The sequence below is a fragment of the Granulicella mallensis MP5ACTX8 genome (assembly GCF_000178955.2).
Taxonomy (GTDB): domain Bacteria; phylum Acidobacteriota; class Terriglobia; order Terriglobales; family Acidobacteriaceae; genus Granulicella; species Granulicella mallensis.
The window spans coordinates 3,781,773-3,798,362 of record NC_016631.1; the positions used below are offsets into that span (position 1 = coordinate 3,781,773).

Annotated in this window: 8 protein-coding genes; 3 read left to right on the plus strand and 5 right to left on the minus strand. The window is 57.7% G+C overall.

Annotation, left to right across the window (positions count from 1 at the left end; translation table 11 throughout):
- Positions 1-75: 75 nt before the first annotated feature.
- Positions 76-2,703 carry a choice-of-anchor tandem repeat GloVer-containing protein gene (locus tag ACIX8_RS24660; RefSeq protein WP_014266252.1) on the minus strand — a complete coding sequence of 876 codons (2,628 nt, stop codon included), beginning with the start codon at positions 2,701-2,703 and terminating at the stop codon, positions 76-78.
- A gap of 203 nt (positions 2,704-2,906) precedes the next feature.
- Here ACIX8_RS24660 and ACIX8_RS15225 point away from each other — a divergent pair, with 203 nt between their 5' ends.
- On the plus strand, positions 2,907-5,150 hold the full coding sequence (locus ACIX8_RS15225; protein ID WP_014266253.1) for a winged helix-turn-helix domain-containing protein: 2,244 nt from the start codon (positions 2,907-2,909) through the stop codon (positions 5,148-5,150).
- A 188-nt stretch (positions 5,151-5,338) separates the two neighbouring features.
- Here the strand turns inward: ACIX8_RS15225 and ACIX8_RS15230 are convergent, their stop codons facing one another.
- The 3 genes from ACIX8_RS15230 to ACIX8_RS15240 form a co-directional block, all read right to left on the minus strand.
- Entirely contained in the window at positions 5,339-6,463 is a 1,125-nt protein-coding gene (locus tag ACIX8_RS15230) for a phosphatidylinositol-specific phospholipase C1-like protein (RefSeq protein ID WP_014266254.1), read from the minus strand.
- A gap of 115 nt (positions 6,464-6,578) precedes the next feature.
- Entirely contained in the window at positions 6,579-7,520 is a 942-nt protein-coding gene (locus tag ACIX8_RS15235; protein ID WP_014266255.1) for a metallophosphoesterase family protein, read from the minus strand.
- A 22-nt stretch (positions 7,521-7,542) separates the two neighbouring features.
- On the minus strand, positions 7,543-11,085 hold the full coding sequence (locus ACIX8_RS15240; RefSeq protein ID WP_223295349.1) for a TonB-dependent receptor: 3,543 nt from the start codon (positions 11,083-11,085) through the stop codon (positions 7,543-7,545).
- Between the two features lie 315 nt (positions 11,086-11,400).
- Between ACIX8_RS15240 and ACIX8_RS15245 the strand changes: the two genes are divergently transcribed.
- Positions 11,401-12,780, plus strand: a complete 1,380-nt coding sequence (locus ACIX8_RS15245) for a hypothetical protein (protein ID WP_044176846.1) — start codon at positions 11,401-11,403, stop codon at positions 12,778-12,780.
- 108 nt (positions 12,781-12,888) lie between these two features.
- Entirely contained in the window at positions 12,889-14,364 is a 1,476-nt protein-coding gene (locus ACIX8_RS15250; RefSeq protein ID WP_014266258.1) for a SulP family inorganic anion transporter, read from the plus strand.
- Positions 14,365-14,450: 86 nt separating this feature from the next.
- On the opposite strand, the gene ACIX8_RS15255 is transcribed toward ACIX8_RS15250, so the two are convergent.
- A complete protein-coding gene (locus ACIX8_RS15255) occupies positions 14,451-16,409 on the minus strand; it encodes a mechanosensitive ion channel family protein (RefSeq protein ID WP_190273672.1) in 1,959 nt (652 codons plus the stop codon).
- Positions 16,410-16,590: the final 181 nt, after the last annotated feature.

Sequence of the window (16,590 nt, forward strand, 5' to 3'; positions counted from 1 at the left end):
TCCTGAAAAGTGGTGCAGGACAAGACGAGCGGCTCGGCTTAGAGACCTCGCATCCTCGTACGTTTCTGTAGCGCTTTATTGCACGACGATCGTCAGGTTGAGAGCGGCGGACTGACTGCCATCCGTCGCCGTCACGATGACCGTGCTTGTACCGGAGGGAGTCGCATTGTTTACGGGAGCGCTGGTCCCACTACCGCCGGAACAAGCCGTCATCAACCCGCCCATGCAGAACAGCACCGCCAGCATCAGCATCTTGCGCCACCGGAGATATCCTCTCCTTCTGCCAAAGAGCCCTGCGACCGCAAAGAGTCCAGGCAACGTCAGCGCATACATCAGGCGCGTGCCCATTCCATTTGCAGGCTGAACGAGGCTCGCACTGCCGCCGCCGGTCGTAGTGATCTGGAGAGCAGACGTGCCCGAGCCGCTCAAAGCGCCAAAGCTGCAGGCTGCTCCCTTGGGCAGACCGGAGCAGGCGAACGAGACGGAAGCGTCAGGAAAGTTGAGGACCTTCAACATCGTCGATCCATTTCCACCTGCGCTGGAGATCATCACGGTGTCGGGTGTCGCCACAATGGCGGCAAGAGTCGGAGCCGTTACGGTCAGCGTGGTTGTCGCTACATTTCCGGCGGTGTAGTTGCCATCACCGGAGTACGTAGCCGTAATACCGTAGGAGCCGGTTGCTGTAGGAGCCTGGCCTGGCAGCGTCGCCGTGCCATTCGACAGTTGAACCGGCGCACCCAGAGCACTTCCGCTGGCAGCGAACTGCACGGTGCCCGTCGGCGTGGGCACATTGGCGAGACCGGTTACGGTCGCCGTCAGCGATGTGCTCTTCCCCAAAACAATGCTGGAGGGACTTGCACTGACAGACACCGTGGGAGGAACCAGCGGAGCCGGAACGACAACGATGCTGAGAGCGGCGGTCGCGGTCAAAGGAGTGCTCTCCGAGTCCTTCACCTGTACGGTGAAAGAACTCGTCCCGCTCTGCGCCGGGGCTCCGGAGATAACGCCGGTGCCGGCCGAAAGAGCGAGTCCGGGCGGCAGACTGCCGGCAGTGATGCTCCAGGTATAGGGCGACGTTCCTCCAAGCAAACCAATGGTCTGCGCGTAGGCCGCCCTGACCATGCCGCCCGGCAGGTTGGTCGTCGTAATCTGCGGAGGAATCGTTCCGACCACGATCGTAGCCGTAGCCGTCTCGCTGCCACCGCAGGTAAACGAATAGGTCAGAATGCCCAGGGCAAGCGTAGGCTTCACCGTCGCACTACCGGTGGTCGCAACAGAGCCCGTCCAGGAGTTGTCGGAGCTATAGGCGAAGCAGACCTTCGCATTGGTGGAGAATGCGTTCGTGACCGACCACGTAAGGGTAAGAGAATCGCCGGGATTCACATTCGCAGTGCCTGGAGTAAGAGTTATGGCGGGTGGCAGCGTGGTCAGAATCTGGTAGATGTTTCCCTGGTAATGGGGTCCACCAGACGAAGCCACTCCATAGAGATTGCCGTCTGTCGATTCAAAGGGCTGCGTCTGTACATTGAAACCATCTGCCGCGTTCGAGCCAAAGTCGTACACATCGGCTTTCGTGCCGGTGGGGCTGATCTGCATCACCTGTCCGGAGCTATGAGATCCGCCTTCAGAACCGGCGATGTAAAAGTTGCCGTCGCCGCCAAGGAAGGGCCGTCCGTGGAGCGGATTGTTTCCGTCGCCGACCTGGAAGTCATAGATGTTATGGAGCGTCGAGTTCACACCGTTCGGCACGATCTGGTAGAAGATGCCGGTTCCATTTCCCTGCGTACCGCACTCGAAGGTAAAGCCGTAGAGGTTCCCATCCGGCCCCTGAACCGGAGAGCCGGTTGGCCAGCAGCTATCTTCAACGCCCTGTCCGTCGTTATCGAAGTTGTGGAAGACATGGAAGTTTGAACCGTCGGGAGCGATAACGAAGGCCGTGCCATAGCCATAGCCCAAAGGGCTGCCGGAGACATAGGGACCGCCAAACTCAGCCGTGCCGTAAAGGTTTCCATCGGAAGCCAGAACGAGGCCTCCAACGGGGCTATTGCCATCCGCCCCGGTAAACGAATGGAGCGTTGTAAAGGTCTGGGTCAGGTAGTTGAAGGACCAGATGCTGCCTAGATTGTTGCCCGTCGGGTCGTCGACGTTGGCTGTGCCATAGATCGTCCCTTTCCCATCGTCGATCAGTTCTCCAAAACCGGCCGTCCCTCCATATTGGAAGGAGTGGACAGTGGTCAGCGCGCCTGTTTTGAGGTTGTACTGGTAGATCGTGCCGCCAGTCTGAAAGGTTCCGTAGGCTCCGTAGTAGTTGGTCACGCCATAGAGATTTCCATCGCTGGCTTCGATCGGGCTGTTGTAGGGGGCCTTGCCGTCGTTGCCGCCGGTAAAGCTGTAAAGCACCGTGTACTTGCCGGATGGGCTGAGCTGGTAGAGCGTGCCGTCTCCATAAGTACCGCCCCCGTAGGTGCCGCCATAGAAGTTGCCATCGCTGGCCTGCATGAGGGCGGTAGAGGGATCCGCAGCATCGGTGCTGCTCGCCCCGAACTGGTAGAGGATGTTGTCGCTCGCAGGCAAGGAAGCCGCGTTGGTCTCGGCCTTGGCGGCTGTTTTTGTCTGCCCTGCACTCTGGGCCCGCGCCGGAGAAAAGCTCAACGCCAATAGGCACAGCACGGGAAGAATGTGAAAAGACTTGAGAGGATTCATATGTGCCACATCAACTTGTCGGGCACGAAACGGTCAAGTAAATTGATTGTTAACTATTTGCCAACAAATCATTCCGGGCTTTTTGGCCCAAAACGACGCAAAGGCGGCTCTCTATCTCATCAGGCTCTGACCCTAGCCCTCGACCTCCTATTACTGCCTACCTGTTCGATTCCTTCGAGTTGCAGGCAAATAACGGAGTCCTGTTGCAGAACGGCGAACGGGTTAAGCTGCAGGAACAGCCTCTCCAGATCCTGCTGAGGCTGCTGGAGACTCCTGGAGAGCTGGTTTCGCGCGAGAAGCTCTGGGCCCAGCTATGGCCTGACAAAACTCCCGAAGAGTCCGATCGCAGCCTGCGGGTCGCCGCGACAAAGCTCCGGCAGGCGCTCGGAGACAACTCGACGTCGCCACGCTATATCGAAACGGTCACCCGGCGCGGCTACCAGTTCATCGGAAAGGTAACGTCTGTAGCGGCTCCGGCACCAGCCGAAGAGTCCTCGCAAAGTCTGCCAGACGACCAGATTCAAGAGCAGACGCAGCTCCCCTACCGGCCTGCCTTGCTCGTCCTCTTGCTGATATTGATCGCGCTTGCCTTCGCAGGCGTGTGGCTCTACCGCTGGCATCGAGCGAAGTCCCTACTCTCTATCAATGATTCGGACATGATCGCCGTAGGCGGGGTTACCAACGCCACGGGCGATCATTACTTCGACGGAGTGCTCTCTTCCGCTCTGCAGGCCAAGTTGGAAGAATCCCCCTATCTCAACCTCGTTCCGGCAGAGAAGTTCCGCCGCCTGGTGCCTGATTCGGATGTAGCCAGCCAGCAGGACGAGCTGCAAGCCTGTGTCTCGCTGCATGCCCAGGTGCTCCTGCGCGGAGAGATCCTCGCCCAATCGCCGGGCTATCTATTAAAGGTTACGGTCTTTCAATGCTCTAACGGCCGAGCCCTCGCTACCCAGATAGATCAGGCAAAGACCCGGGATGACGTTCTCCAAGCTCTGAATCTGGCCAGCGAGCAGATGCGCCGTACGCTGAATGAGCCGGAAAGCTCGCTGCAGAGGTTCAATGTCCCGCTGGTCCAGGCGACCACAGGCTCTCTGGGAGCGCTCAAGGCTTTTACGCAGGGCGAGAAAAAGCATCTCCTCGGCCTGGAGTCCGACTCCACGGAAGACTACAAGCTGGCCATCGCCCTGGACCCTGAGTTCGCGCTCGCCTATGCCCGCCTGGGCAGCGTCTATTACAACCTGGAAGAGTATAAAGTCAGCCAGCAGTTCTCGCAGAAGGCGTTCGATCTGCGCGAGCACGCCACGGAACGTGAGCGTTTCTATATCGTGTCGCGCTATTACTCGGGGACAGGCGAGATCGAGCCGGAGCTCCAAACCCTGCAGTTGTGGCGCAAGATCTATCCGCGTGATCCGATTGCTGCGAATAATCTGGCGGACATGTACCTCCTTCTCGGGGAACCTGAGAAAGCGCTTGGACTGGCAGAGACAGCGGTCCAGCTCAATCCTGAGATGGATCATGCCTACACGAACCTTGCCTCCGCCGATCTGCGCACCGGCAAGTACGCTGCGCTCAATCAACTGTGCAACCATCCCATCCCCGGCAAGACCGATTCAGTCGAGTTCCGCGTCGCCTGTTTTCAGGGAGCCTTCGCACAAAACGATCCCGCCGGCATGCAAGCGCAGTTGGAGAAGGCAAAGAATGACCCGGCGGAGAGCGAGATGCTCGCCAGCGCGGCGTGGGCGGCGCTGTATCGCGGCCAAATGTCGCAGGCGAACCATCTCTTTTCGGAAGCCGAACAGAATGCGCGGGCCAATCATCTTGGAGAGTTTGCCGCCGAGGTGAGCCTGGACCAGGCTGCGCTGGAAGCCGATCTCGGCTTTCCTCATCAATCCCAGGCGCTCGCTCGCGATGCCTCGCACCAGTTTCCTGAAAGCCCCACCGTGCAAGCCTATGCCGCGCTCGCGCTGGCAAGATCCGGAGATACCAGCGACGCGCTGACAGCTGCAACCCACGCAGCCGCGCAGGCTCCCTCCGACACCGTTCTCAACTTTGCCGTCCTGGCTTCCGTTCGCGCCGCCATGCAGGTGCATAAGGGCGATCCGGCCGCAGCCATTCGGGAACTTGAGGAGACACGGCCCTTCGATTTCTGCAGCTTTATGGACCTAAGCCCCGCGTACTACAGAGGCGAAGCTTATCTCCAGATCAGGCAGTTCGATAAAGCCGCTGAAGAGTTCAAACGGGTCATCGGTCAACAAGCCAGCTTTCCCGAGTCTCCCTACCTTGTCCTGTCGCAGCTTGAACTGGGAAGAACGTTTCAGTTGCGAGAGGATCGCGTCCATGCCGATCTCGCCTATCGTGCCGTTGCGGATATATGGAAAGGGGCGGACCCAGGCTTTCCGCCCTTGCAACAGTTGCACGCCTATCAGCGTGAGATGGCGAAGCCGTAGGTTGCTGCTGCTTTTGTTCTTGCTGTTCCGGTTGTCATTCCGAGGGGAGCGAGGAACCTGCTTTCTCCCGTTCTTCGCTCGCACCCCACAGTAGCATTGCCACAGCAAGCAGACAGCAGGTTCCCTGCGGGAATGACAACCAGAAAAGCAAAAACGACTACAAAAAGAGCAGCATAACTGGCTACAACTTACTTTGACTCTTCAACCTGACAGGTAGCCGGAGCGTTGACAGGATTGCAGCGCGCGTCGACATTCCCCGGAAGAGTAACGACGTAGTGTCCGTCCCAGCGAGCTGGCTCATTGATGGGATAGTCGGTGCTGAGCATCTGGGCTCCGCTGGCGATCATGGCATCTCGCGTGGCGGCATCGTTTGTTCTCGCTTCCTTCGTATCGGAGTCGGTGCGAGCACGAATGAGATATCCCTGGCGCACAAGAGCGGAGATATCGGCCGCAGGACCGTCGTTGCGTTCGATAAAGGCCGCGTCAGGCTGGCCGGGGTCAGCGTTGGTAAAGATAACGCGACCGCGCAAAGCGGGATGTCCGGCAAGATAGACAGGCCCGACAGCTTTTTGATCCATGAGGAAGACAATCTTCCCGCGCGCCTTCGCAAGCGTAGGCCATTTGCCCGCAAGAACAGCCTCATTCAGCGTCTTGTGGTGGCCGCGGACGTCATCTGGAGTGATGAGCTCGTTGGCCGGAAACACAGAGCGGATCTCCGCATCGAGAGCGTCGAAGGTCTCCGTCGTGAAGGATTCGGGCATGGTCAGATGAAGATTGCCCTCTGGCTTTCCCTGCTTGGTTTCAACGAGGATGAAGAGAGGAACGTGCCCTGGGTGAGCGTGGGACCACTCGCGAATCTCTTTCAGGCAGCCGATGAAGGGCTGGCAGGTGCTGCGATAGTCGACATCCTGAACGTGCATGACCTTGAAGCCTGGCTTGCTCATCACTCCGTTGGGATCAAAGTCGGGATCGGCAGGAAGGTGGGCAGAGGCTACCATCTTTGGGCCTGAGGGATGGGCGTAGAGACCGCCCTTGGTATCGGCATAGACGTCGAGTTCGATCTGGCGAACTCCGCTATCGAACTGCTGCGTCAGAGGCTGGTGCTGGTAATCGAGCCCCTTGAAGGCGTCCGCATACTTGTCCTGCCAGAGCTTGCTTTCGTTGGCAGCAATACCGGCGTGATAGCTGTTGTGCGTGCCGATTACCTGAATCTGATTGAGCTTGATCGCCTTGTCCTCTGACTGAGCATGGGCAGTTCCCAGGAATGCAGCCAGCGCGACGGCGGAGAGAATACGGCAGGAGTTCGAAAGCATAGGTGCATCCTTCATTCGTATCTATAGAGCGTGTATTACAGACAGATGGTCCAGTGTCGTTAGAAGCCTTGGCCCTAACGACACTGAACCATGTAAATAACGACTATGCCTGTGATCAAGCCGTCTTGTAGGGCTTGCTGTAATGCGTGTCCCACTCCACGAGGCTCTCATTCATAAACCGCCAGGTGCCACGCTTGGTGTCCACTTCCATCAGCATGTAGGCATTGGGGTCATAACGGGTAGCAGCCATGATGTAGTGCCGTGGCCCATACAGGCGGGAGAAATCGACCCACTTATGCTGGTGGCCGGAGACGACCAGTTGAATCGTGTCTTCGTACTTGCGCAGAAGAGGATGAAGACCGTAGTCGGCAAACTCGACCGGAACATCCTGAATCAGCGGGTAGTGAATAAAGACGAAGGTAGGCTTGTGCTGCTGAAGCTGCGCCTCAAACCAATGGAGCTGCTCTTCCCCGAGTGATCCGACGTTGGGATTGAAGTCCGAAGAAGTATGGTCCTGGGTGCTGCCAAGGAAGTTATTCAGGTGAATAAATTTGTAGCCCTTGTAGTCCAGCACGGAGTAAGGCTTCGCCTTGAACTTCGCCTCAAAGAGGCGGTGGCTCATCTCCCGCGAGACATGGCGCACATCGTAGTCGTGGTTGCCAAAGCCAAGGTGCACCGGCATCTTGAAGCCATCGGTAATCACCTTGGCATTGTCGAGGCGGGTGGTGTTCTTGAAGTAGAAGTCGTAATCGGTAGAAGGATAGTTATGGAAGTAATCGCCGATCAGAAAGACCTGCTCGATCGCAGGATTGAGCGAGTTGATCAGATCGCGTGCGGAGATCAGGCGAGGAGTCGTAACAAGAATGCTCTCGTTATCTTCCACTCCGTTCTCGCTGCCTTTGACATAGAAGTCGTCGATGATGTGAGTGTCGGCAACCAGAGCAAAGTAGAACTTATCGGGTGAAGCCCCGGCCCGGGCCTGCTCAGCCCAGAGTTTCTGGGTGAGCAGGCTGCCGAGCGACGCGGCTCCAAGGGTAGTAAATTGTCTACGATCCATCGTGAGACGTCCCTTCTGTTTCTTAGAAGATGATCTTGCCAGCGAATTGCAGGATGCGTGCCGGGAAGACCGTAGATGAGGTAGCGAGGCCGAAGGCGCTGTTGCCGAAGGTCTCGTTAGCCGGTCCCTCGTAGTTGACCTTGTTCAGGACGTTGAAGGCCTCGGTGCGGAAGTCGAACTTGATGTTCTCGCGGGGGAAGACATCGAACTGCTTATGCAGGCCGAGGTCGAGTTGGTAGAAGGGATCCAGGCGTGCGCTGTTGCGACCCGCGTTGCCGTAGGGCTGGTTGAAGGCCGGCAGGCTGAAGGACGCGGGATTCAACAGCGAGTACGAGGTGCTCGTCTTCACGCGCTTGCTCTTGGGAAGGACTGCCGGACCGGTCTGGTTGGGGCGTTGTGTGAGGATCGAGCTGACCGATTGCACACCCGTTGGAGAGTAGGAGATGTTGAACGGCTGACCGCTGTTCATATCGTTGATGGCGGTAACCTGCCAGCCGCCGAGAACCTGCTGGACGACAGCCGGAGCGTTGCCCCCGAAGGTGCGGCCCTTGCCGTAGGGCAGGTCGTAGACGATGGAGAGCGTGTCGTTGAGAGGCTGGTTGTAGCCGGAAGGACCACGATCGTTACGCGGATTGGCTAGGTTGATGCGCGCGCTGTCACCGTTGTTGGCCTCGAGGTTTCCGCCGGAGTTATCGATCGCCTGCGAGTAGGTGAAGGAGTTCAACAGGTAGAGGCCATGCCCGGAGCGATGCTCGAGCTTGGTCTGCAGGGCGTTGTAGGTGAGGAAGCCAGCGGGGATCGTCTCCTCGATGGTGTAGAAGGACTGGATGGGACGGCGAGCAGCGAGGTTTCCGCAACCAGAGGTGATGGTGGTGGAGCAGGTGGCCGAAGGGGTTGCGGGGTTGGCTTGGTTCAGATCAGCGAGTGTCTGGATCTTGACGCCATGCTCACCGACGTAGGCGACCTCGAAGGTGGTGGAAGGACCGAGTTCACGCTGTACGGTCAGGTGGTAGCTCTGCACGTAGCCGGTGGGTAGGTTCGGGGGAAGGTAACGGACTTCGGTGTTCTTGTAGCTGGCGGCCGTGACGTTTGCAGGGCTGGACATTCCAGTGGTGTAACCCTGAGCGCTGGTCCGGAAGCAGGGGGTGGGGTTGGTCGAGCTGTAGGGAAGAGCTGCCTGAGCGGTGGTGCAAGGGGCGAGCGGAGCAGAAGAGCCTGAGGTAGCCAGGTTGCCGAACTCCGGCGCCTGGGTGAGGACCGTGTCGACGACGAAGGGAGCGTTATAGACAAGCACGTTCTCTCCGCCTTGGCGATTGAACTGAAGGAAGCCGATGCCATAGCCGGCGCGGACAACGGTTTTGGAATCGATCTGGTAAGCAAGTCCAAGACGCGGAGCGAAGTCGAGTTTGGGCATGTGAACGAGAGCACGGTTGTAGATGGAACCATTGGAGGCGTTCACCATCGAAACGGTGCCGGGATCGAAGTTGGAGAGGTGGTTGCTTGACTCCCACTGCGGAGTGACGAGCTCATAGCGCAGACCGGCGTTGATGGTCAGCTTCGAGGAGAAACGGATGTCATCCTGGAAGTAGAAGAAGTGGAAGCGCTGGTTGATGTAGGCGAGGGTGTTGTTGTCTAGCTGGTAGGTGTCGCGAGCGCCGAAGAGGAAGTCTGAGAGTGCGACGCCTTCCTTGCTACCGGTGTCGAAGCCGCTTGGCGATGATGTTGTTCCGGTGGTGACGCCGGGGTGTGCGGCGGAGATATATCCATTGGCGCTGAAGTACTCGTTGTAGGTGTCTTCGCCGTAGGCCGGGTTGAAGTCGGAGTCCGTGGTGAAGTCGGCGACGTACTCGTAGCCTGCCTTATAGGTGCTGCGACCCTTGATCCAGGTGTAGTTGATCTTTGGATTGTAGGTGTAGGGATCCTGGAACTGGGGGTTGGAGCTAAGGCTTCCGAACTGTGAGAAGTTTTGGACTGACTGCGCGTTGAGGCTGGTGACCGCCGGGCCGCTGGTCGGCAGGCCGGCGATACCGCTCTCGAGGCTGGCGAGGCTGTGGCCGTAGGGGCTCTTACCGCCATCGGTGCGAGTGAAGGCAAAACGCGCATCCAAAATGGAGTTCGGGGTGAAGGCGTGCGTCACACCACCCGCCACCTGCTGGTTGAAGATATAGACGAAGCCGTTCGAGTTACCACCAGCTGGGCCCTGGATGTTGGGCGGGCTGAAAATGTTGCCCTGGTGCTCGCTGTAGCGGGCGAACATGGTCGTCTTCGGGCTGATGGTATAGTCAACGCGGATATCGCCCTTATCGTCGTTAAGGGTATCGGCGGGCAGCGAGATGTAGTTATTGGACACGATGCCGGAGAGGTTAGGCGCAGGCAGCGCGGCGAGAACGCCCTTGGCGAAGCTGGAGACGGTTGGGTCGCTGAAGGGGACGACGCCGTTGGTGTAGACCTGGCCGGTGATCGGGTTTTTGATCTGGACGGGAGTGTTGGCGGCGATACCGAGGGTGGAGCTTGCGGTCGTCAGGAAGGTATAACCGCCGTTGGCGATGGCTTGGGCGCTGGTGCCGTTCTGGTCAGCGTCGGGCACGGTGGCGGTGTTGATCGCGTGAACGACCTGGCGGGTACCTTCGTAGTCGCCGAAGAAGAAGAGCTTATCCTTGAAGATGGGTCCGCCGAAGGTTCCACCGAACTGGTTGCGCTGTAGAGTCGGCTTCTGGCTCTTGCCTGTGAGGGGATTGATAGGAGCACTGAACGGCCCGATGGCGTTTAGCGCGGTGTTGCGGAGGTAGTCATATGCGGCGCCGTGGAAGTGGTTGGTACCGCTCTTGATCGACACGTTGATGACGGCGCCGGGAGCGCGGCCGAACTCGGCTGAGTAGTTATCGGTCTGGACCTTGAACTCGTCGATGGCATCTGGGGAGGGCGGGAGGGCTTGGTTGGAGAAGCCCTGGTTGGAGGTTCCGTAGGAGTTGTTGTCGAGACCGTCGAGCAGGAAGTTATTCTGCTCGCTGCGCATGCCGTTTACGTTGAAGCTGGCATCACGGCTGGAGTCGGTGCCGTTTTCGAGGAGGCTGCGGCGAACGCCGGGGACCAGGGCGGCAAGGTCGGCATACGCGCGGCCGTTGAGCGGGAGGTTCTGGACCTCGCGGGTGCCGATGACCTGTCCACGTTCGCTCGAGTCAGTCTCGAGCAGCACGGCAGCGGAATCGACGGTAACGGTCTCGCTGGTGGAGCCGATGGTAAGGGCCAGGTCAACGCGTTGGCGGGCGTTAACGGTAACGGTGAAGGGCTGTGTCGTGCTGACATCAAAACCATTCGCTTGCGCGGTGACCAGATATTGGCCGATCTTGACGTCGACAAATTCGTAAGAGCCCTGAGCGCTGGTCTGTGCCTTAACCACGGCCTTGGTCTCCTGATTGATAAGGGAGACGCTTGCACCGGGAACGACGGCACCCGAGCCGTCACGCACATATCCCAGAACCGAAGCAGTTTCAAACTGCGCAAACATCGGTGCGGAGCTCAAGACAAGACAAGCCATTACTACTAATAAAAAAAGACGCTTCACCGTTCTCTCCAATAATTGCGTGTCTGTGTTTCAATTACGTGAATAGGCTTCTGAAAGAGTCCCTGGAAACGGCCCACGCAGAAAATACAGATGGCCCGATCATGGCCCGCTCTACACAATTCCAAAAGGGTGTTTTACGTGGAAAACGGCTTATGCCCTGTGCACACACCCCGCTTCACCCCTCTGTGATTCAAGAAGAAAATGTACGCTGGATTTTAGCGCATTCACAAACATTTCATATTTGAGCGCTATGCTTCTTCTATGCCCGATGATCGTGAATGGTCCTACGGAAAGAGGTCGGGTACCCCTCGTGTCATGGGGAAGGTAACTTCCGGTTCGTCCGGCGATACAGCAGTACTAGTTGAAGAGCCTCAACCTAACGATCCGAGAAATCTTTCGGAACGACCGGAGTGGAAGCTGGCCTGCAGGGTCGCGGCCAGTAAAGGATTATCGAAATCCGATCTGCTTCCGAAGTTTCTCCAATATGTCTGCGAACAACAGCTTCTGGGAAACGCTCATGAGATTACAGAGCAGCGGATCGGCACGCAGATCTTCAATCGTGCCCCTGATTACAATCCCGGCGAAGACAATATCGTCCGCAGCTATGCACGGCTGTTGCGGAAACGGCTCGATGAATACTTCGAAGGCGAAGGCCGCGATGAACCCATTCGGATCGTCATTCCCCGCGGTGGCTATGTGCCGGTCTTTCAGCAAGAGCCCGCGATCGAGTCACAGGCACCCCCTTCTTCTCTCGGCGACTCTCTCGCACCGATACAGCTTTCCGCCAAGCTCCCAGACACAGCAGAGATCCCGAAGCCAGTCGCTGCGGCTCGCAGAGTGTCTACAGGATTCGCGCTCGCTATCGGGTTGGTTGCCGGTGTTCTGCTGACCTGGACCGTACGGTTCGCCGTCCACAAGATGCAGGACACAAAGGTACTGGGACCAGCGCATCCGATCTGGGCCCAACTCTTCCAACCGAATCGGAACATGCTCATCGTTCCTTCGGATAGTGGACTCGGAGTATTGCAGAACATCACGGGGCATCTGGTCACCCTGGAAGAGTACGCGAGCGGGACCTATCTCACCGATACGAAGCCTGTGCCCATGCTTAGCGTCGGCAACATGAATGACCTGCGCCAGCAGCGCTATACCAGCGTAGTCTCTTTGAACATTACGAACACGCTGACGCAGCTCCCCGAATTTACGCCAAGCCGGACACAGATTCGTTATGCACGAAGCATTACAGCGGAAGACCTGAAACGCTCCAATGTCATTTTGCTCGGATCGGTGCACACGAATCCCTGGGTCGCTCTCTTTGAGAAAAACCTTAACTTCAAATTCGAATACACGTCCGAAGTCGACCAATCGTACGTGCTGAACGATCATCCGCTTGGCACTGAGCAGCAAAGGTACTCGAACGGCATAGGCGGAACCACCAACCGTACCTATGGTGCCATCGACTATCTGCCCAGCCTCGATGGAAAGGGCCACGTGCTGATCATCCAGGGACTCAATATGGCCGCCACCCAGGCCGCTGCGGACATCCTGTCCAACGCTGCGGAGATGAAGCCGGTTTTGAAACAGGCTCTTCTGCCGGATGGTTCACTGAAATCCTTCGAGTTCCTGGTCGAGACCAGCAGCATCGGCGCGAACGATCCTGGCGGCCATATCATCGCGACTCGCTTCTATCAGTAGCCCCATCGAGCAGCACCTCACTCATCCTCTGAAATGTCGTATTAGGCCCATCGCCGGCATTCGGCGAGAATAGGGAGATGCGCAAAAACACAGAAGATGAGGAACTGAATGCGGCCAGCTGAGATGAAGATGGAAGTCCTGGCCGGATTGACCTCAGCCCTATCGTTAGTTCCGGAGGTCGTCGGCTTCGCGCTCGTGGCCCATGTAAACCCTCTCACGGGTCTCTATGCCGCCTTCATCCTCTGTCTTGTAGCCGCCATCTGGGGTGGACGCCCGGGCATGATCTCGGGCGCGGCTGGCTCGATGGCCGTCGTTTCGGCGGGGCTGGTCGTACAACATGGGGTGGAATATTTGTTTGCCACCATCGTATTGACGGGCGTGCTGCAGATGCTCTTCGCCTGGTTCCGGCTGGGCAAACTCATCCGCATGGTGCCGCATCCGGTCATGCTGGGTTTCGTCAACGGACTCGCCATCATCATCGCCTCCGCGCAGCTACAGCACTTCCATGTGCGCGCTGCAAATGGCGCAATCACCTGGATGGCTCCTGCCATGCTCCTGACAATGCTGGCGCTGGTCGCCATCACAGCTGCGGTTACCGTACTGCTGCCGAAGCTGACCAAAGCGTTTCCGTCTGCGCTAGCGGGCATTCTCATAGCGACAGCTTGCGCGCTGGCCCTGGGAATCAAGACGCGGACCGTCGGAGACCTGGCATCGATCCGTGGCACGTTGCCATCTTTTCATCTACCGCAAGTGCCCTACACTCTCGCGACGCTACGGATCATCTTGCCCTATGCGCTGATCCTCGCGACCATCGGCCTGGTTGAAACGCTCCTGACATTAAACCTGATCGACGAGATCACGGACACACCCGGACGTCCTAACCGCGAATCGATGGCGCAAGGTGCGGGCAACCTGATCGGCGCACTGTTCGGAGGCATGGGGGGTTGCGCCATGATCGGACAAAGCATGATCAACGTGAATGCTGGCGGCCGGCGGCGTCTCTCTGGTATCGCTGCAGGCGGATTTTTGCTGTCCTTTATTCTCATTGGTTCAAAGCTGATCGAGCGTATTCCTCTGGCAGCCCTGGTCGGAGTGATGTTCGTTGTCGCAGCGGAGACCTTCAACTGGAAGAGCCTCCGCAACCTGGCCAAGGTCCCGAAGCACGACACCCTGGTGATGATCGTCGTAACCGTTGTGACCGTCTTTACGAATCTCGCGGTCGCTGTTGTCACCGGCATCGTGATTGCCGCTCTGGTCTTCGCGTGGGACCATGCACAGCAACTGGACGTGGAGATCACGGAAGCGCCCGGCAGCAAAATCTATCGACTGCGCGGCAGTCTCTTCTTTGCCTCAGCCACGCAGTTCACGCGATTCTTCACACCGAAGGATGATCCCGCCGAAGTCTATCTCGAGTTCGATCACGCTCGCATCATGGACTCTTCCGCCCTGGAGGCAATTGAAGCCCTGGCCGGGCGTTACCGCACACAGGGGAAGGTGCTACATGTACGCGGGCTCAGCGAAAATTGTGACAGGCTTCTGCGTCGCAAAGATGGAAATGTGACGCTGCTTCCGCTGGAAGAGTAGGAAACACGAGCGGGGCTTTAGCGTTAGGACTTTTGCCAATACAGGCAAATGTCCAACGCTAAAGTCCTCTCTTGATGCACGCTAACTTACCCGCGAATCGACGCCTGAATCAAGGGCGTCGAAGCCACGGAACTCTTGATCTCAGGGTTTGTGGCGATGAGTTCGATCAACGCTCGCGTCAGCTTTTCGTCCGTCTCAGAGGCGTGCCGGATCAGTACCGGAAAGCGTGCCCAGAGCTGGAACGTGCCTCCATTGAACTGCAACCGGGATTCGATCGCAGGAGAAGCAATCGATGTCTGCATCCAGTTCTCGACCACTTGGTGCTGCAGCTCAATGCTGGAACGGTAGCCGTCATAGACGGCATGCAACTCTTTCATCATGGATTCGCAGACCAGCTTGTAATTGGCCGCGTCCGTGAACTTCACAATCAGTTCATGCCAGGCATACTCCGTGCCCGGTATCTGCTTATAAAGAGGCGTGCCTGCCTGAAAGAGAACCGCATTCGAAAAGACAGCGACACGTCCTGTCGGATTCAACTCCGTCCCGCTGCCGGCCAGTTCCATCATGTAAAAGCGAACCAGCCCCACATCGATCACGTCTCCGGTCACCGACGAGATCGTAATGCGATCGCCGACCTTCACTCCATAGCGCCCAATGATGAAGAAGTAAGCGGCGACAGAGAGCAGGATCGTCTGAAGACCGACAGCAATACCGGCGGTGATGAAGCCCGCAAACGTTGCGAGTGAGTTGAACTGGGTCACAAACCCAAACAAAATAACGATGACGGAAAGAAAGCCGACAACAACCCTGCGCACAATCAGAAATTGACGGCGACGGCGGATGTCCCGAATGTACTTATTAGTGGCCCGGCTCCAGATCTCTCCGCCCCCCAGAATGAGGCCCAGCGCGATAGCAATCACCAGGATTCGAAGAAGAAGGGTGTGCAGAATGCTGAAGTACTCTTCATCCACAGAGGAGCGCCAGGCGGAGAGGTTCGCACTGCTCTGCTCCAGGACGATAATCTCCTGGCTCAAAGGAACAGCGGCCGCCGCTAAGACCTTGAACTGAGTGGTAATGGACGTGATATTAGGTTGGCCGGAGGCAGGTGGCGTGGCTGGCGGAGCTGGAGTCGAGGCAGAGGGATCGTCAGGGTCCTCCGCCTGTTGAGAGAACAGTTGTCCCTGCTTAATCAGAGTGCGAAGGATGTTCGAAACCGGCGTACGCAAGTCAAGAGCCTGCTTCTTCAAATTCGCATTCTCTTGGACCAGGTTATCGAGGGCACGCCGCGTCTCAAACAGCTCGAACAGGACGGCTCCCTGGCTGGTAACGCCCGAAGACTTGGCTGCATCGAGCGTAGTGATCTGGGGCGCAGCCGTCTTATTCTTGCTCTGCAGTTCTGGAACTGAACTCTGCAGCCGATCGATATCAGCCGCCATCCCCGAACTATTTTGAGTATCCGTGATGCCAACAATCTTCTGCAGCGCATCTTTCATGGCGGTAGCCAGATCGAGAGCGCCCTGGGCCTGCTTCCGCTGAGCCTGCAATCCTGGCAGGGTCTTCGCATTGGCAGAGTCGATCTGCTTGTCCAAAGCGGCTTCGCGGGCCTGCAGATCGCTTATCTGCTTTTCGACATTGGCCTCGGTCGCCTGCATCCGCTGTTGCTCAGTCCCCGCATCGCTGGGCGCGGCACCAGGCGCAGTTCCCTGATGGGCCTGATACCCGGCCATCAACGTGGCTTCCGCCTTCGCCGATTGGAAGGCATACCCAGCTACCTGTGACGAAAGCGCGACAGCCTGGTCGCGATAGACGATATCGTTGGGTTCGCCAGCCTTTTGGATAGGCTGCATAGAAGCCCGGTAAAACTGGATGACCGTGTTCAGATGGGCCAGGATATCGCGGCTTCTGGCAGCCGGATCGAAGCTGGCACTCGCAACCTGTTGACCATGAGCGACATACAGCGTAGCAGCCGAACCTGCCAGCAGGGTGGCAGCAAAAACACTTAGCAGAACAACTTTTCTGGATGGCCGGGCACTTCGCTTTTGCATTCGTGTGGCGCGCTTCCTCTTCGAATTAACCTGAAACATGTCACCTCATGTCGCCTCTTTGACGACATATGTGAGATGCGAAAATCACAGCCCTAATTGTGTCATTCGCTTCAGCGTTCCACAGAGTTTTCTCATTTTTAACAACCCAAAAGCTGTTCGGCCAAAGCGAGGCTCATTTCTC

Bases quoted from the DNA above. Each gene is read 5' to 3' on its own strand.
- ACIX8_RS15245 (WP_044176846.1), top strand. From the start codon at position 11,401: ATGGGGAAGGTAACTTCCGGTTCGTCCGGCGATACAGCAGTACTAGTT.
- ACIX8_RS15230 (WP_014266254.1), bottom strand. From the start codon at position 6,463: ATGCTTTCGAACTCCTGCCGTATTCTCTCCGCCGTCGCGCTGGCTGCA.
- ACIX8_RS15250 (WP_014266258.1), top strand. From the start codon at position 12,889: ATGCGGCCAGCTGAGATGAAGATGGAAGTCCTGGCCGGATTGACCTCA.
- ACIX8_RS15255 (WP_190273672.1), bottom strand. From the start codon at position 16,409: ATGCAAAAGCGAAGTGCCCGGCCATCCAGAAAAGTTGTTCTGCTAAGT.
- ACIX8_RS24660 (WP_014266252.1), bottom strand. From the start codon at position 2,703: ATGAATCCTCTCAAGTCTTTTCACATTCTTCCCGTGCTGTGCCTATTG.
- ACIX8_RS15235 (WP_014266255.1), bottom strand. From the start codon at position 7,520: ATGGATCGTAGACAATTTACTACCCTTGGAGCCGCGTCGCTCGGCAGC.